Annotated in this window: 21 protein-coding genes and 3 pseudogenes; 11 read left to right on the top strand and 13 right to left on the bottom strand. The window is 36.3% G+C overall.

The features are described from left to right. Nucleotides 1-139 precede the first annotated feature (139 nt). A complete protein-coding gene (locus FVA69_RS09535; RefSeq protein ID WP_004911498.1) occupies nucleotides 140-982 on the top strand; it encodes an MBL fold metallo-hydrolase in 843 nt (280 codons plus the stop codon). 101 nt (nucleotides 983-1083) lie between these two features. Here the strand turns inward: FVA69_RS09535 and FVA69_RS09530 are convergent, their stop codons facing one another. After that, nucleotides 1084-1473, bottom strand: a complete 390-nt coding sequence (locus tag FVA69_RS09530; RefSeq protein ID WP_004911500.1) for a nuclear transport factor 2 family protein — start codon at nucleotides 1471-1473, stop codon at nucleotides 1084-1086. A 458-nt stretch (nucleotides 1474-1931) separates the two neighbouring features. Here FVA69_RS09530 and FVA69_RS09525 point away from each other — a divergent pair, with 458 nt between their 5' ends. Next, entirely contained in the window at nucleotides 1932-2957 is a 1026-nt protein-coding gene (locus FVA69_RS09525; protein ID WP_109912411.1) for an isoaspartyl peptidase/L-asparaginase family protein, read from the top strand. 176 nt (nucleotides 2958-3133) lie between these two features. Continuing rightward, complete coding sequence (locus tag FVA69_RS09520; RefSeq protein WP_004911505.1) at nucleotides 3134-3343, top strand: hypothetical protein; 210 nt, start codon at nucleotides 3134-3136, stop codon at nucleotides 3341-3343. Nucleotides 3344-3398: 55 nt separating this feature from the next. On the opposite strand, the gene FVA69_RS09515 is transcribed toward FVA69_RS09520, so the two are convergent. Continuing rightward, nucleotides 3399-3617, bottom strand: a complete 219-nt coding sequence (locus FVA69_RS09515; RefSeq protein WP_110731982.1) for a YdcH family protein — start codon at nucleotides 3615-3617, stop codon at nucleotides 3399-3401. A 334-nt stretch (nucleotides 3618-3951) separates the two neighbouring features. On the opposite strand from FVA69_RS09515, the gene FVA69_RS09510 reads away from it, so the two are divergent. Together FVA69_RS09510 and tam are read left to right on the top strand one after the other, a co-directional pair. Then, nucleotides 3952-4839, top strand: coding sequence for a PhzF family phenazine biosynthesis protein (locus tag FVA69_RS09510; RefSeq protein ID WP_164528751.1), 888 nt, complete (start codon nucleotides 3952-3954; stop codon nucleotides 4837-4839). Nucleotides 4840-4906: 67 nt separating this feature from the next. Beyond that, entirely contained in the window at nucleotides 4907-5665 is a 759-nt protein-coding gene (gene tam, locus FVA69_RS09505) for a trans-aconitate 2-methyltransferase (protein ID WP_164528750.1), read from the top strand. 53 nt (nucleotides 5666-5718) lie between these two features. Here tam and FVA69_RS09500 read toward each other — a convergent pair whose 3' ends face one another. Beyond that, nucleotides 5719-6075, bottom strand: coding sequence for an MmcQ/YjbR family DNA-binding protein (locus FVA69_RS09500; protein WP_004911514.1), 357 nt, complete (start codon nucleotides 6073-6075; stop codon nucleotides 5719-5721). Nucleotides 6076-6368: 293 nt separating this feature from the next. After that, a complete protein-coding gene (locus FVA69_RS09495; RefSeq protein WP_109912405.1) occupies nucleotides 6369-6764 on the bottom strand; it encodes a hypothetical protein in 396 nt (131 codons plus the stop codon). A gap of 1094 nt (nucleotides 6765-7858) precedes the next feature. Between FVA69_RS09495 and FVA69_RS09490 the strand changes: the two genes are divergently transcribed. The 3 genes from FVA69_RS09490 (at nucleotide 7859) to panS (ending at nucleotide 10341) form a co-directional block, all read left to right on the top strand. Beyond that, on the top strand, nucleotides 7859-8182 hold the full coding sequence (locus tag FVA69_RS09490; RefSeq protein ID WP_004911517.1) for a helix-turn-helix domain-containing protein: 324 nt from the start codon (nucleotides 7859-7861) through the stop codon (nucleotides 8180-8182). A gap of 40 nt (nucleotides 8183-8222) precedes the next feature. Continuing rightward, entirely contained in the window at nucleotides 8223-8474 is a 252-nt protein-coding gene (locus FVA69_RS21640) for a helix-turn-helix domain-containing protein (RefSeq protein WP_004911521.1), read from the top strand. A gap of 955 nt (nucleotides 8475-9429) precedes the next feature. Further along, the gene (gene panS / locus FVA69_RS09480; RefSeq protein ID WP_110731983.1) at nucleotides 9430-10341 is read left to right on the top strand and encodes a ketopantoate/pantoate/pantothenate transporter PanS; all 912 of its coding nucleotides are present in this window, start codon (nucleotides 9430-9432) and stop codon (nucleotides 10339-10341) included. Nucleotides 10342-10466: 125 nt separating this feature from the next. Here panS and hmuV read toward each other — a convergent pair. From hmuV to FVA69_RS09455, 5 genes and pseudogenes are all read right to left on the bottom strand, one after another. After that, nucleotides 10467-10697: pseudogene (hmuV, locus tag FVA69_RS09475) on the bottom strand (heme ABC transporter ATP-binding protein); the annotation flags it as partial. A 39-nt stretch (nucleotides 10698-10736) separates the two neighbouring features. Beyond that, the gene (gene hutX / locus FVA69_RS09470; RefSeq protein ID WP_109913089.1) at nucleotides 10737-11231 is read right to left on the bottom strand and encodes a heme utilization cystosolic carrier protein HutX; all 495 of its coding nucleotides are present in this window, start codon (nucleotides 11229-11231) and stop codon (nucleotides 10737-10739) included. A gap of 11 nt (nucleotides 11232-11242) precedes the next feature. After that, nucleotides 11243-12577 (bottom strand): heme anaerobic degradation radical SAM methyltransferase ChuW/HutW, encoded by a 1335-nt coding sequence (gene hutW / locus FVA69_RS09465; RefSeq protein WP_109913126.1) that lies wholly within the window; start codon nucleotides 12575-12577, stop codon nucleotides 11243-11245. A 4-nt stretch (nucleotides 12578-12581) separates the two neighbouring features. After that, on the bottom strand, nucleotides 12582-13436 hold the full coding sequence (locus FVA69_RS09460) for a heme/hemin ABC transporter substrate-binding protein (RefSeq protein ID WP_109913090.1): 855 nt from the start codon (nucleotides 13434-13436) through the stop codon (nucleotides 12582-12584). Next, nucleotides 13424-15574, bottom strand: coding sequence for a TonB-dependent receptor (locus FVA69_RS09455; RefSeq protein WP_164528749.1), 2151 nt, complete (start codon nucleotides 15572-15574; stop codon nucleotides 13424-13426). The genes FVA69_RS09460 and FVA69_RS09455 overlap by 13 nt, the downstream gene beginning before the upstream one ends. A gap of 428 nt (nucleotides 15575-16002) precedes the next feature. Between FVA69_RS09455 and FVA69_RS09450 the strand changes: the two genes are divergently transcribed. Together FVA69_RS09450 and FVA69_RS09445 are read left to right on the top strand one after the other, a co-directional pair. Next, complete coding sequence (locus tag FVA69_RS09450; protein WP_004911535.1) at nucleotides 16003-16494, top strand: glutathione peroxidase; 492 nt, start codon at nucleotides 16003-16005, stop codon at nucleotides 16492-16494. A 647-nt stretch (nucleotides 16495-17141) separates the two neighbouring features. Further along, the gene (locus FVA69_RS09445; RefSeq protein ID WP_004261484.1) at nucleotides 17142-17348 is read left to right on the top strand and encodes a hypothetical protein; all 207 of its coding nucleotides are present in this window, start codon (nucleotides 17142-17144) and stop codon (nucleotides 17346-17348) included. A gap of 85 nt (nucleotides 17349-17433) precedes the next feature. Here the strand turns inward: FVA69_RS09445 and FVA69_RS09440 are convergent, their stop codons facing one another. Together FVA69_RS09440 and FVA69_RS09435 are read right to left on the bottom strand one after the other, a co-directional pair. Further along, complete coding sequence (locus FVA69_RS09440; RefSeq protein ID WP_164528748.1) at nucleotides 17434-17826, bottom strand: YgiW/YdeI family stress tolerance OB fold protein; 393 nt, start codon at nucleotides 17824-17826, stop codon at nucleotides 17434-17436. Nucleotides 17827-18252: 426 nt separating this feature from the next. Further along, entirely contained in the window at nucleotides 18253-18717 is a 465-nt protein-coding gene (locus tag FVA69_RS09435) for an Hsp20 family protein (protein WP_004911545.1), read from the bottom strand. Between the two features lie 527 nt (nucleotides 18718-19244). Here FVA69_RS09435 and FVA69_RS21350 point away from each other — a divergent pair. Next, nucleotides 19245-19377 (top strand): annotated as a pseudogene (locus FVA69_RS21350) (integrase); the annotation flags it as partial. A gap of 111 nt (nucleotides 19378-19488) precedes the next feature. Here FVA69_RS21350 and FVA69_RS09430 read toward each other — a convergent pair. Together FVA69_RS09430 and FVA69_RS09425 are read right to left on the bottom strand one after the other, a co-directional pair. Continuing rightward, nucleotides 19489-19655 (bottom strand): annotated as a pseudogene (locus tag FVA69_RS09430) (NADP-dependent isocitrate dehydrogenase); the annotation flags it as partial. A 430-nt stretch (nucleotides 19656-20085) separates the two neighbouring features. Beyond that, nucleotides 20086-20994 (bottom strand): LysR family transcriptional regulator, encoded by a 909-nt coding sequence (locus FVA69_RS09425; protein WP_117162308.1) that lies wholly within the window; start codon nucleotides 20992-20994, stop codon nucleotides 20086-20088. Nucleotides 20995-21029: the final 35 nt, after the last annotated feature.

Genomic DNA, 21029 nt, shown 5'->3' with positions numbered 1-21029 from the left:
GATAGTCGCCTCCGATAATTTTCTCATATCCCTCTCATTCCTCCAATTTTTGTTACTATGTTTTATCGCCATTTAATAACTTTTTACAGTTTATCTGATATAACAGATTACGATTACTTCTATTAAACATGAGTTCATGATGACAATAAAAATTACTGTTCTTGTAGATAATAATACCCTAATTGATAGCTATTTTTGCGGTGAACCCGGTGTTTGCTACTATATCGAAGCTGATAATAAAAAAATATTATTCGATACAGGCTATTCAGATATATTTATTGATAATGCACATATCTTAAATATTGACCTTGCTGAGATCACTGATCTGGTTCTTTCTCACGGCCACAACGATCACACATGGGGCTTAAGTCACTTAATTCAACATTTTGACCGCCGTAACATTGAAACACAAGAAGCTAAGCACCTGATATACCATCCAGATGCCCTAATTCCAAAAAAATTTCAATCTAAAGTCATCGGAGCGAATACACCTAAAGAGTTTTTAGCTTCTTATTTTCATTGTATTGAAACGACTAAGCCATATTATCTTTCTGAAAATATTATATTTTTAGGCCAAATTCCTAGAGCCAATAGCTTTGAAGGAAAAGACCCCATTGGTACTACCCTCGACTTCAACCATAATATCGTTGACGACTATGTCTTTGATGACTCTGCACTTGCCATTAAAACATCGGAAGGCCTAATTGTGATAACGGGTTGCTCTCATTCTGGAATTTGCAATATTACTGAATATGCAAAGCATGTAACTGGCATCAATAACATTGTTACTGTGATAGGCGGGTTTCATTTGCAGCAAGCCTCAGAAGAAGTTTTAGAACAAACAGGTAATTACTTTCGCCAGCAAGATTTAAAATTTATACACCCATGTCACTGTACCGATCTTAACGCCAAAATACATTTAGCGAAATTTGCGCCCGTACAAGAAGTTGGCACAGGGTTACAGTTAACTTACTCAAGTTAATATAAAACCAGTTAACACAAAATAGAATAAAGTAAAACCTAGTGTTACATTAGGTTTTACTTACACCAGTAATATTAAGCCCTTACAAAAACAATCAAAATTTATGTTCTTGAACCCAAATCTTCATCCGTATTACTGCCTTTAATCATTCTTGTCATTTCTTCGCAACGGATAATTTTCCCATCTTCTATTTGAAAACAAGCAAATACCTCAAATTCACTTATTGAACCATCTTTTTTAGTCGCTTTTGCCAGATGCTGAGTATGAACACAGCCATCCCCTTCTGCGATCGATTTTATAGTAATAACGATTGATTCAGTGGCTTCTTTCAATACCTGCAAATGGGCAATAAACTCATTAAAATTAATTTGTTTTCCATCAACAACTTGGATATATTTATCTGAAAAATATTGCTTAGCCACAGACAACGAACCTATATCCTCGCCCAATACCGCATTTAATGCTTGTGTTACCCACTGCGCGTTAGTCATATTTTATCCCTTATCATAAAAACAGCTTTCATCATTGTTATGGGAGTATTATTTTGTATTTCAAGTCAAAAACCAATTTATTATCTTTTTAATTTTATTCTTATACTATATTTCAATAATTTCTTATTTGTCCGTAATTTAATCTACAAAATACCACTTAATTTACCATTTTTATGATTACTCTGATTTGGATTAAGCACTAATCACTGGTATTATCTAATGGTCTATCTAAGCAATAGACACCTTATAACAATAACTATAAATATACATTTCCATTAGATACCCCTGCATGCAGGGGCTTTTTTTATTAAATAATTTCATCCCCCAAAAAACCATTATTGATAACCTGTGACTTTTTCCTCATTTTACGACTCTCCTAATTGCTAACATCATACTCCAATCCCATACTTTTTAAGCATTATGAAAATATCTTAGCTAACCACCTAAAGAGGTTAATCATGAAGTTACTTTTGTTAGGATGCATACTTACTGCTTCTTTTTCTTTGCAAGCAATTGCCGCTACTGAAACGCCGATCCGGCTAGTTATCCACGGTGGTGCTGGTACTATTACAAAAAATACAATCACGCCTGAACAAGAAAAAGCATACCAAGATAAATTAAATGAAGCGCTAAAAGCAGGTTATAACGTATTGAATAAAGGAGGTTCTAGCCTTGATGCAGTACAAGCTTCCATTAATGTAATGGAAGATTCGCCTTTGTTTAATGCAGGCAAAGGTGCGGTATTCACTCACGATGGAAAAAATGAAATGGATGCCTCAATTATGGATGGTAGTAACCTGAAAGCAGGCGCCGTTGCTGGTGTTACCAATATCAAAAACCCAATCAATGCCGCCTATGCTGTTATGACAAAGAGCCCTCACGTGATGATGGTTTCTAAAGGTGCTGAGCAATTTGCTGCAGAGCAAGGCATTGAAATTGTTGATCCATCTTATTTCCGTACTGATTTTCGCTGGGAACAATTGCAAAAAGCGAAAGAAAAAGAAAAAGTCGTATTAGATCATGATGGGAAAACAGCTGCACTATTTGTAGACCCTATGTTATACGATTATAAATATGGCACTGTTGGAGCTGTTGCTTTAGACAAACAAGGTAACCTTGCAGCTGGTACATCAACAGGGGGTATGACAAACAAACGGTATGGTCGCGTTGGTGACTCGCCTATTATTGGTGCAGGAAATTATGCAGATAATAATACCGTAGCTGTTTCCGCAACAGGCTCTGGAGAAATGTTTATTCGTACAGCAACGGCTCATAATATTGCAGCACAGGTAAAATATAATAAAGCCACCCTTTCTGATGCATCTCGTAATGCACTCGATGACGTTAAAGCTATCGGAGGCAGTGGCGGTGTAATTGTATTGGATAAATCTGGCAATTACGCAATGGAATTTAATTCAGAAGGTATGTACCGTGGAACTATAGGTGATGACGGTATCCCTCATGTATCTATTTATAAAGAATAAACTTTAAATAAACAACAATCCCTCAGACTTAATTAATAAGTATTGAGGGATTTTTATTTCTATTATGACAATATTAAGATGAATGACAGTTACAATCTTTAACTATTTGTAAAAGAAATAAACATGCAATTAGAGTAGGTTAATTAATAATTATAACTTTTATAAAAGGTATTTTTATGCGATTTAATCTAACTCAAGTAAATATATTAGAAGAAAACACAAAGGTTACAGGGTTACATATAACTTTACTCGGTGATGATAGTTCTGTTCATACACTTAAAATGGATATAAAAGGTTTGGATACCATGAACATGAGTTTAAGAGATATAGAAAAATATGCTATTAAACAACTTAAACATAACTTTGAACATTGTTCTAATGGTTAAATTTTACGATTACTTCTAGGCAATAATAAAATTTATTGCCATATAAATAAAATTTTTATTCTTCATCAGGATTTTTAAGCACTTTATATATTTCTTCTTTTAATCGTAGTTTCTGTTTTTTTAACTCAACCACCTCATCGCCATACCCTCTTCGGTCTGAATGTTCCAATCTTGCAATTTCATGGTCTAACTGATTATGTTTTTCAAAAAGAGCACGAAAATGAGGGCTTGATTGACGAAGTTGAGAAATTAAATCGCGGTACTCTGGAAACATAAGTTATTTCTCCTGCGTTAGTATTATCAGCACATAATCTAATCATTTTCACCTAAATCAAAAATAATATCATCCACCTTATATCAAATTTACAACCGACTTCAACTAAATTCCATGTCATTTCGAGTTAAGCATCATCACTATGTTAGCTTAAGCAAGTTATTAATACTTTATTTATGGGTTCATTAAGTTATCAATAAAAGACAGCATCATAATGACTCTATTACACAATGCGTTAATGTTAATATAGCATTTCTACCTCTCATGAAATTTAAACCAATGAGTAAGGTGCACTCAAAAATTTAAGATATCTATTTAGAACTCGGGAAAATAAATGCAAATTAAAAATACCGGCGAAATTGAGCAAGATATTCAGGTATACCTTGTGAATTCTTTCACACAAAATAATACTGGTGGCAACCCTGCTGGTGTTGTTCTCAACCCGCCAGCACTCAGTACTTCACAAAAAATAGCTATTGCGCAACAAGTCGGTTTTTCAGAAACAGCATTTGTCTATAATGGTGAACAAACTGATTTTGAAGTAGATTTCTACACCGCTGAAGGTGAAGTCGATTTTTGTGGTCATGCCACATTAGCGGTGTTTTTCACTTTAGCGTCACTTAAGCTGATTTGCTCTGGGTGTTACACCCAAAAAACCAAGGCCGGTATTCTAAGTGTGTCTGTTAGCCCGAACAATATCGTTATGGAGCAAGCGCTACCCATCCTGCGAGATGGACCTAATATCAATGAAGTTGCAGCAGCCCTTGGCATAACGAGTGACATTATCACTGAAACAAGCTTACCTATCATGATAATTTCAACTGGGTTACCCGACATTATTATTCCCGTAAAAACAGGTTATTTAAATTTACTACAGCCTAATTATGAAGCAATAGCGAAACTAAGCCGTGAATTCAATACGATCGGCTTCCATGTATTTGAGTTAAATCAAGACACATCAATCACAGCACATTGCCGAAATTTCGCACCGCTCTATGGAATAAATGAGGAATCGGCAACAGGCAGCGCTAGCGGAGCGCTTGGCTGCTATTTGGTCAATTATGTCTTACCAAATGAAACTCAATTTCTATTTGAGCAAGGTCGTGCCATGGGATGCACCTCATCGATTCAAGTAAACATTCACTCACAAGCGAAAAAGATTACTCAAGTGAAAGTTGGCGGCCAAGCCGCCATGATGGGAGCTCGAATAATACATATTTAACTAGAAGTACAATATGTTAGGCCATAGATTATGATTTAATTATTCAATAAAACAATGAGGCTAGCACATGCAAGATTGGAACCCTGATTTGTATCTGCAATTTAAACAGGAAAGAACTCGCCCATCATATGACTTAATCCGCCATATTCATGCCGATAACGTATGTAATTTAACCGATTTAGGTTGTGGTCCAGGTAATTCAACTCAAATACTTCGTGAAATGTACCCATTAGCAAGAATAATTGGGGTCGATAACTCTCCTGCCATGCTAGTTGAAGCAAAAAAGAACCTTCCTGACTGCCAGTTTATAGATGCAAACATTGAAACCTGGGTTCCTGAAATCAAACAGGACCTTATATTTGCCAATGCTTCGTTACAATGGTTACCTGATCACAACCTATTATTCCCTCATCTTGTTGATCAATTAAAAAGCAACGGTATTTTAGCCATCCAGATGCCAAATAATTGGAATGAACCCACACATGCTTTAATGCGCAAAGTGGCCAGTGAGCAAGCGATTTCCGCCGTCAATAGAACAGCGCTTTTATCAATAGCTGAATATTATGATTTGCTTTCAGCAGCCCATTGTTCTGTTGATATATGGCAAACGACTTATTATCACGTCATGCCATCGATTGATTCAATCATTGATTGGTTAAGCGCGACAGGATTAAGACCCTACGTTGAAAACCTAGATAAAAAACAAACCGAACAATTTCTCGCTCGTTACCATGAATTATTAACAGAAGCTTACCCAGCACAAGATAATGGCTATGTTTTAATGCCATTTCCTCGATTGTTTATCATCGCAAGAAAGCTTAACTAGTTAGTATGGAAATTTTTCCCATGGATGGGATAGTCTAGCAATATAATGAAATGCTAAGCTGTTAGCCTATAACTATCTTCGATTAACTCCTTGAGTTCATCATCAGTAAGGCGCCCTGGCAACTTTATCGTAATCCAATGCTCTTTATTCATATGATACGCTGGATAAATATCATCTTTTAACCGCAATGAACCAATAAGTTCAGGGGGAGCTTTAAGGTTGATAATATTAATTACCTCCTCATTTTTATTTATTTCTAATTTCTTAGATGAAATACGCATAATAACTGCAAACCACTTTGCGTTGTTTTTTCGTCTAAAAACAATATATTCAGGGTACTTCATCCATGGAGTTTCAGGCTCCACACCATAATTATGCTGAATATAATCAATCAATTCACTTCTGTTCATTTTATCATTCCATCTCATCAATGATGATTAAATAAAATTACTTACCTACGGAATTATACGCCTTCTCGCTCGCTCTGTAACAATATCTTTATTTCATACAGTTATACTCAAAGGAGTTTTCTTTTACTAAAATTCTTATGGCAACATGAATATCACCAGTGAATCTTCTAGAGGAACTATTGAACCGAGATTTATTTTTCGAACGATAAATTAACAAAGAACAGTTACTAAATAGAAATCACTTTAATGATCCCAAGCAACCACAAGACCATTATAGTGAATAATGTGCTTAATTACTGACATCGATTATCCCAAATCTTCTGAAAATCCGGCTCAGAGATCATTTCCCCCTCGAAATCAAATAAAGGAATGGAAAACACGCACTGGCCTTCATGATTAGCAGCAACTTCAACAATAAACCGCTTATACTTATATGGTAAATCATCTTTAAATGTAAACACTTCACCACATACATCCCCAATAACCTTATGACCCATCATTGAACCATGTGAATAGAATTTAACATTTCTCATGTCAGCAGCTTTCGGTTGGTGCATAAAATCCACTACTGTCTGTTTAGCGCCATCAATAAGGGTTGGTTTTTTACTAAAGTTTATTGAAACACCTATGATAAAGGCTAATAATATCAACAACAAAACACATAGAACTCGCAAAATTTTGGTGTACACAACAAGCTACCACTCCTGATATTAATTGCTTATAATGTATTCCTAATATACGTTTAGGGCAATCATAACCCCTATTTAGCGTGTGATTTGCTTAAGTCCTTTGAAGAAAACCATATCTGTTTTGCACTTACATGAACCCTTTTCTGTTAAAACTCGCTATTATCATTCGATGTTGTATCTATCATGGCAGATAAAATCTGATACAAATATTACAACTGATAAAACATCAATTATGTGTATTTAATCAATCTTGAATATGTATATTCACCCATTATTTTATAAGAAAATTAATATTTGAGGGTGCTAATTTTTACATTTAGTTAAAAATGCACCAATTCAATTCACATAGGAAGTAATTATTTAAAGAATATAACAATAAACACTAAAGACAACCTTTACCTTTGGAAATATGAATAGCTATACTGTTTTATTTTTCAGCAGTAAATAAATAATAAACGCATGGTTCCATATTGAAACGAGACATGAAAATTTCACCCTTCACAATTAATTTACTCAAGTATATAAAACCACTGCCGATATTCTAAATAATCACGACTAGATTTAATATAGATCCGTTATTACTCATAGTAAAATCAGTACATAATAAAATTCCCTGGACTGATTTATTATTATCCAATCAATTAATTTGTAACAAAACATTTCAATTGGTAATATTTTATTACCAATATGATACAGCATTGTAAATAAGGATATTTATATATGTATAAATTAAATAGAAATATAGAATAAAAAAATAGAATAAATAAAATACTAAACAATAAGCATAATTTAATCATTAAAATTAATATTCAATGTATCATATAAAAATGAAATCGCAAATACTCTTTATACGAGTAAATACAATTGTCAATTCATTTATCTCGCAATATTGGAAAAATAGCAAAAACTGATTTAATTGCTATTTATCAATATGTTGTTACAAGCTGAAAATTAAAATCAAACGATTGACTTTTCTCTTTCAATCGATTACGCCTATGAAAAATATATCATTAAGCGTTTTAAACGATTGTACTTAATATTATTATTTGATTAATTTTTATCTCAGAAAATTCTTACTCACTATAGGGGTTAATATGGATCGTGCTATTTTAAATAGCAAAGTAAACATCTTAATTGGAAATTATTTAAGGCAGAAACGTATCGAAAATGATCTGACAGGAGAAGATATAAGCAAATTACTTCATGTCAGTCAACAACAGGTTTCACGCTACGAAAATGGTGTTAATACTATATCATTCAGTCTAATTTTAATGTTTTTAATACAATTAAACATTAGCGTAGAATCCTTCTTCGTTTCTTTATTAAAAGAATTGGAGAGCGAAGGTGAAATTATTGATTTGGGTTTAAATTTATATTCAAATTCATTACCCAACAGAAAACAATATCTTTATTTATAATAACATTCATTATCAACAAAAATACTGCACCAACACCAATATGCTAGAAAAAGAAATAATAAAGAAAGAAATCACACAAAGGAATAAGAACCTTGGTGAATATATAAAAATTATAAGAGTGAAAAATAAAATATCAACTCATGAAATGGCAATTAATTTGGATATTACAGAAAGTCATTATATAGAGTATGAGCATGGAGGCACCTCAATTTATGCAGATCATTTAATAACCATATCTAAAATTTTTAATATAAATATAAATGTATTCTTAAATGTATATATGAAAAACTAGATATTACCACCTGTGTTAAAAGGCTTGGCTGCTGCTAGCCTTTTAACCTTTTCCCCCTGATTTGTCTACATGCTTAAACTTGAAACTAAGCCATCGAGTTGGGCAAAAACCTATGTTATGACCGAAGAATTTTTCTAAATGCACAAACGGGAGTTTTAAGCTCTCGTTTTTCATCTCATAATACCAAGACTATGTAATGCACTACCCTTAGGGTTTATTAACAATTTATTGAATTGACAATGATTATTATTCAGTGCTAATTATGATTATAATAACTAAATTTGAACATTTTTCTTTACGCAAGATTAGTAAGTTAACCAAATACCCTGTAGGGCGTAACATGAATAATTACTGCTTTTTTATCAAGTCGGAAAAAACCTAAATCAAGCGAACAAGAAATACAAAAGCTGCTGGCTATATACAGCAATTTGAAGAGGTTGAAGCCCCTTCAAGCAAGAAAACACTTGAACGTTTTGCCGATACTCGCAGTGAAGAAGTTAAAAATATCTATGCCTTTGCTGGTGCTGATATCCTTTTAGGCATCGTTGGCGCTGTCGCAATGGTGTTTAAATAGCGTAGGCTGAAGATTACAAAAGTAGATGCTGAGAATATATGCATTCAATTTCCTCATAGCGTGTTTGCTTCTATCCTGATAAGTTTACTAGGTTGTTAGTCCGTATCTGATTCATTATATCCACACGAATTTTCAAGCAAATCGTGGTGAACAAATAACTACAAATATAATAACAACAAACTTTAAAAATGCGCTAAATAAGTCCGGTTCTGATTGTGGAGAAAAAACGCCAACTTTATTCTATGAGCGACGCTCTTTATCAGAAGGCTATATCTCGAATAGAGAGTTGATACATTAAACTCAAATCAATCCTCTCCATGATATCGACTCGTTCTTATTGGAAAACCTAACCACTTAAAATAGATAAAAAGGAATGTCTTAATGTTGTCTAAAGTCACTCGATTATTCCCATTATGGGCTCTACTCTTATCCATATTTGCTTATTATACACCAAACTCATTTACAGGGATCTCCCCGTTTATTAGCTACTTACTGATGCTAATTATGTTTACTATGGGAGTAACACTTAGAATTAGCGATTTTAAACGCGTCGTGACAAGACCCGCCCCAGTGATTATTTGTACCTTTATTCATTACTTGATTATGCCCCTAGCAGCTTGGCTTTTGGCTAAAGCTTTTGATATGCCAGCTGATCTTGCCGTTGGAATGATATTAGTGGGTAGCGTGGCGAGTGGAACGGCTTCAAACGTGATGATCTATTTAGCGCGCGGGGATGTGGCATTATCTGTTACGATTTCATCGGTATCTACCTTGGTTGGCGTATTTGCAACACCTTTATTGACTCTGTTATATGCAGATACATCAATTAGTGTAAATGTCATGGGTATGTTGCTGTCTATCTTACAAATCGTAATTATCCCTATCATTGCAGGGTTAGTCATTCATCATCTTTTCAGTGAAATAGTGAAAAAAATTGAACCATTTTTACCTTCTTTATCAATGATTTGTATATTAGCAATAATCAGTGCTGTCGTTGCAGGTAGCCAAAGCCATATTGCTTCTGTTGGATTTATGGTCGCTATTGCTGTTGTATTACATAATGGAATCGGTTTAATTGGTGGCTATTGGGGCGGGCGTTTATTTGGTTTTGATGAGTCAACTTGCCGAACTTTGGCAATTGAAGTTGGCATGCAAAACTCAGGGTTAGCAGCAACTTTAGGAGCGCAATACTTTGGTGCTATGGCTGCTCTTCCAGGCGCATTGTTTTCTGTTTGGCATAACTTATCGGGCTCTTTACTCGCCGGATATTGGCAAGGAAAACCAACTAAATAGATACTGTTTGAATACTTAATATCCCCATTAAAAAATTGAGCTACCCAATAATTTGGGTAGTTCCAGTAAAAAGACCATTCCTTGTCATATAGAGGACTAAAGATTTAATATAATGAAAGGTACTCCGCAATAATTTGCCCTTGATGCATTAAAATAATGTGATCAGCAAAGCGAGCCGTAAGGTTTAAATCGCGTAATACACAACACACATTTATTTTTCGTGTATTGACTAGATGCCGTAACAAACGAAAAAGATGTTGTTGGTGGTGAATATCGAGTACTGATGTCGGTTTATTCAAAAATAACCATTTAGATACAGGTTCATCTCCCCAAAGCTGAGCCAATAATATTGCCAACACCCTGCCCACCAGTGCCAAAAACTAACCATCTTGCCATTAATTATTCTCTTTAAGTTGCTTAACTAATAAACGAAAAGCTTCAAGTTGTTCCTGTAATAATTGACGGTGTTCATCACGCCCTAAGAAAATTTTAAACATGGCATCTCCTGATTGATTAAAAAATAAAATCGAGGCGGTATCCATTCCCATAAACTTTCGTTCAATTAGTGCAATATACGTACAATTTTCAGCTTTGATATGCCCTGTCATGCCTTTTTTGCCACGTAAATTAAAATAACCATGGCGATGAAAACCTGAAGGCAACTCACCTGAAAATTCTAGAATAACATCCTGCGTATGAACTAGCGTGGTGACATTACCCCATGTGTGGACAGCATCCCAAATCAAGTCAAAATGTTTTCCTATCGTCAAAGCCATATCGGGCAAATGTCTTACTACATCCAATAAGGTGGTATCATATTGTTTTGCAATAGTTTCTAATGTTCCATCGGGCTCTGTTTTCAAAAAATCAGCTAACGCTACATTACTCATTAAATGTTCCTTTACGATATTTTTTCTTGCGTGAATTGGATAGAATTAAGATTCACGATAATCTCTTGAAGTGATTGAAGAATATTACTTGCCCAAAAACGGCCTTCATTCGTTAGTCTTAAATCAGTCGAAGTATCTTGTGTTAATCCTGACTGATACCACTGCTGTAAGAGTGGAGACAGCATTTGCGCATGAGGGGTAAATTGTTCAAGTACAACTCGCGCTGTTTCAATACCAGCCTGTAAGCGATGGCGCCATTGATACTGCGGATCGGTCGTCTGCATCATCATCATGAGCGGTTTTCTTTTCGCATTAATTGCTTCATAATACGAGGTCAGATTCCTCTCCCCCATCCATGAATATCCATTGAGAGAGCCCCCGGCACCAGAGCCAAACGCCAAGCAATCAGCCCCTTGTTTAATCAACAAATTATATAAATTGCGTTCCCGTGTTGTCCGCGCCCAGTGGCTATTACTGATGCAGTGCCAGCCTTGTTTATCCATAAATTCGCAGCCTTGTAAATACAAGTCACGACGCTTGGCAGGATCAGGAACTGTGACTCGATTATTTTCAACCGCTTTACCAAGTGGCGTACTTGGGATCAAATTAAGTGCATAAAGGTCGACACCATCTAGGCCAATCTCACTTGCAATTCTCAGGTCTTCACCCCAAAACTCGGTTGTCTGCTCAGGTAAACCAAATAACAAATCACAAACCACCGCCGCTCTATCTCGATGGCACAATTTTTCCATAAATTTCCGAGCTTCCTCACCATTTGATGTCCGGGCCATTTTTTTACGAATTTTACTATTAAATGACTGAATACCAATTGAAAAACGATTTGCTCCTGCATCTAAGCATGCATCAATACGTGCATCATCAAAATTAAGAACTCTCCCTTCAATGGTTATTTCACAATCAGGAGCTAATGGTAAACGAAGGCGTAACACATTAATAATACGCGCTAAATCATTAGCAGAAAGTGCAGAGGGTGTTCCACCGCCAAAATAAACAGCATGGATCGGGGCAGACTGGTGTAATACGTTGTCGGCTTCCGTTTCAATCTCCCGGATCAAATACTCTGTATAAATATGGCTTTCAGAGGCATCATAGCGATTTTGGTAGAAACCACAGAAAGTACAATGTGTTGCACAAAAAGGAATATGTAGGTATACCAATCGCTTACGTGGTTCGAACGTCGAATTGATTAATTTCTGCCATGTGTCTTGTCGTTTATCAGCACTAATTGGTACCGCCCCGCGCCAAGGCATTGTTGCATGCCTATCTTTAAATGGTTGATGGCCTTCTAATGCAAAATAAGGCGATAAATCAATATCATATTTCATATTATCACTCACTATCCGTTTCATCTGGCCAAATATTGTGGTGTAAAATCTCAACGGCATCCGCAATTCGAGGCCCCATACCTAAAATGAGTGCCTGATCGATACTCACAATGCGTTTATTTTTCCAAGCAGAAGTTCGGGTAAGTCCGGGAACTTGTTCTAGCTGGTTAAGGCCCTTTTCTACCATCTGGCTGGTTACAATGATCACTTCAGGGTTTGCCGCAATCAAACCTTCTGCGCTATAACTTCTGTATTGTGTGTGTTGCGCAAGATTGTTCGCACCAGCCAGTGTCAAAATGATATCGGCAACGCTACCTTTCCCTGCAATTTGTGGCGCACTACTACCCGCGGAAAGAATAAATAGCACATTGATTTTTTTGCCTTTCTTTTCATTTATTTGAGCAATATTATCCAATCGGCTACGTAACTGATTAACCAACGCATTCCCCTGTTCCGGTTTATGTAACACCTCCGATAAGGTATGAATATTGAGATACATTTGTTCAACCGTAGCTGGTATTCGAGGTAACGTTAATACACTGACTTTTTGCAGTTTTAGCTGATCAAAAACCAATTGAGGGCTTGCATCTTGCCAAGTGACAAACAACGTTGGATGCAAAGATAAAATTCCTTCGGCACTTAACTGTTTCCAATAACCAATATGAGGTAATTTTGCTGTTTCCACTGGCCAACTTGTTGTTTCATCAACACCAATCACTTGGTTTCCAGCGCCTAAAGCGTAAACTAACTCTGTGAGAGAGCCTCCTGCCACAACAATTCTTTCACTCGCAGCACTCACTATTGAAAAACTGAGTACAAATAGTGCAGCTATTATTTTTTTCATTTTTAGAATTTCCATACAAAGCCTGTTGCAGCGCTAAAACCAGAAGCAGGGATTGATTCGTGGGCAGTTTGGTATTTTTTATTGGTTAAGTTATTTAACGATAAGTTAATTTGGTACTGATCGTCTGAGCCAAATTCTGTATTAAACGCAAGGTTAAGAGTGGCCCAGCCTGCTGTGCTCGTTGGCTTTTCACCCGTTTTATCCTGTGCTTTTGCAGCAGCTCGAAGATATAAATCTGAGGTTAAGTTCACTTGGTCTAGAATCAATTGATGTTTAGCTCCAAAGCGCCCACTAACATTAGGCTCTCCGGTATCCCAAGTTTTTATATTCACACCATCAAATTGACGACGTAAATAATTCCCTGTGGCATAAGGAGTGATATCCCATCCTTGGTATTCGACGGTCATTTCTAGCCCGTATGTTTTCGCACGATTGATATTGTCATAATAGTGATATCCTGTTCGTGAAGAATTACTGTTTCCACTGCATATTGACTGCCCTGAACATGTGACTAAAGCGATATAATCCTTCGCTTCAGAATAATATAAAGCGCTATCGATATACCATTGATTACCGTTATAACGCGCACCGATTTCATAGTTGTTAGAACGCTCTGCTTTTAGTCCCTCATTTCCATAATTGATACTTCCCCCCGCTGAGGTTTGCATAAATAATTGGCTCAATGTTGGAAATACATAACCTTGAGCGAATGCGATACGCAGCTCTGTATTCTCAAACCCTGAATACCGTAAGCTTGTTGATGTAATAAATTGATTATCATGCGTTTTTGAGCTTTTAAGGTTATGATAAGTGTTCCCCGTTGTTGAGTGATTTGTATTTTCAAAACCACTTAACAACTCCGAACTTAACCAATATTGCCGCGCCCCTAATGTCCACTTCCAATCATCTGCAAAAGCATATTGATTTTGAGCGAATATCGACCAGTTTGTTTGCTCTGTTCGATTATGTGAATCACTGGTTTTTGTATAATTGACGGCAGGAGGGAACTGCGTTGAGCTTTGGGACTCTGTTGAACTTTTTGAAGACTGCTTTACACGGTCGCGCTGAAGCTGAGCTCCCACAACCAGTTGATTATTCGCGGGTAGTGTAATATCTGTTTGTAGTGTGATCCCTTGAGTATATTGTTTGTCATTCGATTGAGTCTGATTAGCTACTCGTAAATCGCCAATCATTGGGCTCCCTGTTGGTGTCACAACCGCCAGCTTATTTTCAAAATCACGCTCAATAGTTTGTTCATAAGCATCTAAATGAATATTTTTAATATATTCACCATCCGCTTGATAATCATAAAAAAGACCAATTTTTTCACGAGTTAAATCAGAAATTTTGACACTGAAGTGTTCATAGCTTGGGTCTTCATGCCATGTTTGTGTCGACAATTTATATCTATCAAGGGAAAGACCAAATTTATGTTTACCTTCGGTGTAACCTAACCACATACCTTGGCTATTATTGCGATGGTTCGTATTTTTTAGGCGCCCCTCGGGAGTATCTCTGTCACCTTGATCGGAGTAACTTCCGTTGAGCCGATAATCAAACTTACCTATGCTCCCCCATGCCGCTGCTGACTCTTCCCACCCTGTCGTTGCGGAGTTATATACCGCCTTAACAGTGCCTCCCAATGGCTTATTGCCACCTTTTTTGGTTATGAAATTAACGATACCACCAATAGCTTGAGAGCCGTAAAGTACTGAATAGGGGCCTTTCACCACTTCAATGCGTTCCAATGCGGATTCATCAATAAGCAGCCCAGCACCATAATCTTGCCCTGCCCGTTGATAAGTGACTTCTTGCCCATCAATTAAGATCAATACTCGAGAAGATGCTTCCCCACGAATGCGAATTTGTTTACGTCCCGCTAAGGCATTATCGGTAATTTCAACACCTGGAATATCGCGTAAATCATCTGCTAGCGCTATGTTTGTCGAACTATCAAGCTGTTGCTTATCAATGACTTGCATTGTTACTGGGCTATTCCATAAACTACTTTCACTTCGAGTTGATGTGACAACCATCGTTTCACTGGCATCAATATGGGCACGCGGTGGAGGCGTTGATGCAGAGAAGGCTCCTTGACTAACAAAAAGCGCTAATGAGCTGAGTAAAAATGTTCCATTAATATCCGTACGCATAGTTAACCTTTATGATAATAATAATCAGTATCATTACCATTTATAGTTTAGGGACTAATTAATGGTCAATTAATAAATTGCAAATAGCATGCAACTTTGATTTAAATCAAAAAAGCATAACGAAAATTATAAGTCCACCCTCCAGCAATCCGCTGCTGCAGTGCGCCGAACTTATTCACCCATAAAACTGGAAGGGGAAATATTGCTCAAGGTTGCCCCTGTTCCTGAAAGAAAGGTCGTCAAATTCTCGCTGGAGCTTATTAAGTTCATAGAGGTTATGATTATCACAAGCTGTAATTTCTTAAGCTTTATGACAAAATTCGGGATGGCAATTGCGAATAATTATTTATGTAAATAATAAAATTAAAGCACTAAACTGTACCATCAATATCTTCAATGCTACATCGCACACATTTGAGGACTAGAATATGAGTACCTTTTACCAATTAACGGCTAGAAGTCTTAGTGGCCAGCTTGTCTCTATGGCAGACTACGCAGGTAAGGTGGTTCTAGTCGTTAATACAGCCAGTCATTGCGGTTTTACACCACAATACGGTGGACTTGAATCTCTCTACAAGAAATACGCCGCCCAAGGTTTGGTGGTGCTTGGTTTCCCCTGCAATCAGTTTGGGAAACAGGAACCTGGCAACGCTGATGAAATCGCACGGACCTGCTATATTAACTATGGTGTGAGTTTCCCGATGTTCGAGAAAATAGAAGTCAATGGAGCCGCTACACATCCAGTGTTTCGCTATCTTAAGAACGAACTGCCCGGTTTGCTAGGTAAGAGAATTAAGTGGAATTTTACTAAGTTTTTGATTGGTCGTGACGGCGCCCCGCTCAAGCGCTTTGCACCCAATACTACCCCTGAAAAAATGGAAACGGCAATCTTTGCAGCACTTTCGAAAGAACAATCATAATTAAATATCTACATCACAGGAGATTGATTATATCTGTTATCTTGAAATAGCGAGAAACGGAATCCTTTTCTACCTGTAGTCTTCCCAAGAGTTTTCTTTGACGCCAAACTCAATATTCGCTTCCAATCCTTTTATCTTCTTGATTATAAGTGGGATAAATTGTGATATACATCGCGAATAATAAATTTTCTATCGCCGATATTTTCCTTTTCCAAACAACTCAATAGGCTTTGAATTTAGAATTCAAAATACCTCAAAATATTATTAACCATCATGATAATTTAAAATCGAGTCCCGCTTACCTGAATGCAATTACGAAACAAAACGAAGCAATGAAAGCAGTCATAGGTAGTTAATCTGGTATACCAAATTCTACAAATACTACTCAATGCATAGCATTTGTAGAATTAAATAAAAACAATCTCGAAGTATTCTAATGAGGGAAAACACCGAAGTTATAAGCACTGTAGATAAAGTAAGGATTAACCAATAATCCAAAGTAAGGAGTTTTTGACAGGCATACCACTTGAAGTTACCTTATTGTTATAGAAAACAAAAACCACACAGCACAACCTCATGGATTTCTTTGCGCTTTGCACTTAACCTTTGTAGCCTCAGAATACCCCCTTTAAAACAGGATAGACAGTATGCATAAAAACAAAGCTATATTAGTATGTTTTGTTATCGCTTTAGTAACAGCTTGTTCATCAAACACTAAACCCCAAACTAAGTCAGATACTTGCGAGATAAAAATGGATACTCCCGAAGGTAACTTACCTGGGAAAATAGAACAGTCCAGTGGAAATAGTCCCGAATGTAAAGCGATTGAAAGAGCGATAGATAAAGCTATCTAACTAACATACGAATTAGACAGAAGCTAGCAAGCGGAGTTTTCATTGCAGAAAAGCCCCGATCATGGGGCTCATTAAAGATTTACGATTATTTATTGATAATAGTTACTCGCTTCACATCAACTTCTAATGAAGCCCACTCTTTATCAATTTCACCATCTAAACGAACTTTTGTTTCAGGCGTCACAACCTGTCCACGCCAGCGTCTATCATCAATATCTACAGCGATTGAGCCAGTACTATCTTTAAATTCGTAAAGCTCTTTACCAATCTGTTTAACAATATGACCTTCAAGTGAAACCCATGCATCATCAGGAAGCTCTTTCGCTTGAACGACAGTTGTCACTGCTTGAGCCGTTGCAACAAACCCACCTTTTGGACCAACAGAACCATCATTCGAAACTAATCCGCCAGCATGGTTGTTAGCTAACACGCCAAATGAAGCTGCTGATAATACGAGCGCAATAATTGCCTTATTCATAATAATTCCTTTTGTCTGTTAATTTTTTATAGTTTATCGATTAAATCTTAACAGAATCTTAAGGCAAATAATTAACACTTTAGAGGGGTTATTGCACATAACTGCACATGTAACTCTGACCAATCGTGACGATAAATCTTATGTTTATTTTAACTATAAAAAAGACCGCCTAGGCGATCTTTTATGGATAACTGATATAGCGCAGACGAACCGTTTAAATTAGGGCTGCTCAAATATCCAAGCACTACTGTGCGCTTGGTTCTCTCAATAACACTTACATCATCTTTATAGAAAATGGTCAGGTTCAGCACAAAACCAGAAATTAACGAAAATAATTAGATGGTAATATTAAATATTCCACTTGTGATATGAGCTGACTCTTAAAAAAGAAAACCCGCCATTGCTGACGGGTCATAAATTATAACTCTATGATTTTATATCTTTATTTTCAATAGCTATAACTCGAGGTTTTTCTTCATCTGGGATTTCGTATTCAATGTCCAAAGTAAGTAAACCACTAGATAACTCAGCGCTTTCAATCTTTACATTCTTACCGAGATTAAATTCAAGCGAAAATTTATTTTGAGTGATTCCTTGATGGATCCATTTCTCTTTCTCTGAGTCATTAACTAATTCAGCTGATTGCTCACCTTGAACATACAATTTCCCACCTTTTAAGGATACGCTTAAATCATCTTCCTTATAACCTGGAACACTAATGGTTAATTGATAACTCGTTTCATTTATTTGTTTTAAATTATACGGATGTTCTGAAGTTAAAGGCCTATTACCTGTAAGTTGACTAAACAGACGATCCATTTGGTCAAATCTGTTAGAAAGTAAGCTATCCGATAATGTTGGGAATAATGAAAAAGATCTAATGTTAGACATAATTTCTCCTTCAATATTTTATATATCAAACTAAACACACACTACTCATGCACCATTAATTATGTACTTAGTGTAGAATAATGTTTTATCTTGGTGCATTTCTTATATAGTGTCTCTAACTAGAATTTCAAGCTTGCAATTACATTTCTTTACAAATTAATAGTCATCGTCATAGAATAAAGGACACACCATAGCTGACAGGCCTACACCGTAATCCTAAGGTACTGATCGATATCTTCGAGAGATATAAAGGTAACAGATGAGCTGCATATCGACAGTTACAACAGATAATGCCATAAGCGATTAGAAGCTCGTTAATGATACCATCAAATTTATGGGAGAGAATGTCGGGGAGCCCTAGTTGCTTTCGCTTCCACTTGGCTTTATCACCTTGTAATCCTCCAAACTCAGCGAGCCACTTCCGAATCTTTATGACTTTTTTTATTATTTCTGCCACGTGTTTCTTATGCCAAAAATTAACAAATTAAAACGCAAGCGCTCAGCTATCGGCTGAATAGGGAGAGCTTCAACACGCTTTATCTGAAAGGTTATATAAAACAAGGCATCGATACTAAAAGTTTATCAGGCCATAAGAGTCAAGCGATGACTGATAAATATAATGATGACCGAGGTAAAGAATGGCAAATTACCGCAATCTAAATAGCCTATTTTTTGAGCCGTTTTGGGGAGGGGTTTTGGGGAAAATTTTAATTGAACAAAAAATAAACGGGAATTTTTAGGCTCCCGTTCCTAATCACACCATGTAATAAATTACATGTGTTTAATGATTGCGTCACCGAACTCGCTACATTTCAGTAATTTAGCGCCTTCTAACTGACGTTCAAGTCATAGGTTACAGTCTTAGCTTCGATTGCGCCTTCCATACCTTTAACGATTAGGTCAGCCGCTTCAGTCCAGCCCATATGGCGCAGCAGTATATAGCTGCATTAATCACAATCATCTGATATTTATAACATTATTATTAATATTTTATCTTTCTCATGGTAAAAACAGAAGCTTTTAAGTCATTGATAACATAAATGATTAATTTAGTTTTGATAACTGCTATTTCTCAAACATTGAACGCAATTCAATCGATTCTCACACACTTAAATCCTATCCTTCTACGTAGCTTTCATGGAGCAAATAAGCAAACTAATTAATGTTTTATTTGTCTAAATTTAAAACGGAATAAAACTAAGGTTAACCCCATCACAGCAATCGTCTTTTCTAATTGCTCAAACTCTCTTTACTCTATATAAGACAACTAAACTTGACGGTCTGCTCAGAGCGAACAGCGGACGTATTACTTATATAGTAAGTTTAATTCTATAATATGAAAAATATATAGAGTGATTATATTGATCTTTACTTGTGATGCTCCTTGAATCGATACCTTATTGCTTCTACAAAAGCCATAAAAGCGGGTGAGGACTGGCGACGGTTTGGGTAATACAGGTGAAAACCTTCAAAATAAGGACTGTAATCAATTAATACTGCCTGTAATGTCCCCTTGGCAATATAAGGTTCTGCTAAATGTTCAGGAATATAAGCTATCCCCATTCCATCAAGTGCTGCATTTAATTGGTGTAGTGTACTATTGAAAACTAATTGGCCATCTACTTTTATGCTCGTTATATGGCTATCTTGTTTAAATTCCCACGCATAAATAGCACCCGCAGCACGATGGCGAATATTAATGCATTGATGATCAGATAAATCTTTAGGCAATAATGGCTTAGGATGCTGTTTAAAATAATCCGGTGAAGCGACTGCAACTAAGCGCCAATCGGGCCCAATGCGAACGGCTATCATGTCTTTATTGATATCATCGCCAATTCGAATTCCTGCATCGAAACGTTCTTCAACAATATTTGTAAATCCATAATCTACATATATTTCTATTGTGATATCAGGGTATTTTTGTAAAAAATTATTCAATATTGGTCGAATATAAATTTCTATTTGGTCATCGGTACAACTTAAGCGAATAGTCCCTCTGGGGCTGTCTCTTAACTCACTTAATGCATTAAGTTCAATATCAATCTGTTCAAATAGAGGACGAATGGCATTCATCAGTTGTGCGCCAGCCTCTGTCACTGAAACATTTCGGGTTGTTCTTGCGAGAAGTCGAATCCCTAAACGCTCTTCCAAAAGTCGTATTGTATGGCTTAAGGCCGAAGGCGTCACACCAAGTCTTGCAGCCGCTTTTGTAAAACTTTGCTCTTGAGCAACGATCAGAAAAGCGTGCAAGTCATTCATTTTACCTTTCATCATTAATGAATTTTTCTCACAAGTTCATAAAGATTATA

The sequence above is a fragment of the Providencia sp. PROV004 genome, assembly GCF_011045615.1.
Taxonomy (GTDB): Bacteria; Pseudomonadota; Gammaproteobacteria; order Enterobacterales; family Enterobacteriaceae; genus Providencia; species Providencia rettgeri.
Note: the sequence above shows the minus strand (reverse complement) of the source record. Positions and strands in the feature narration are given on the sequence as shown.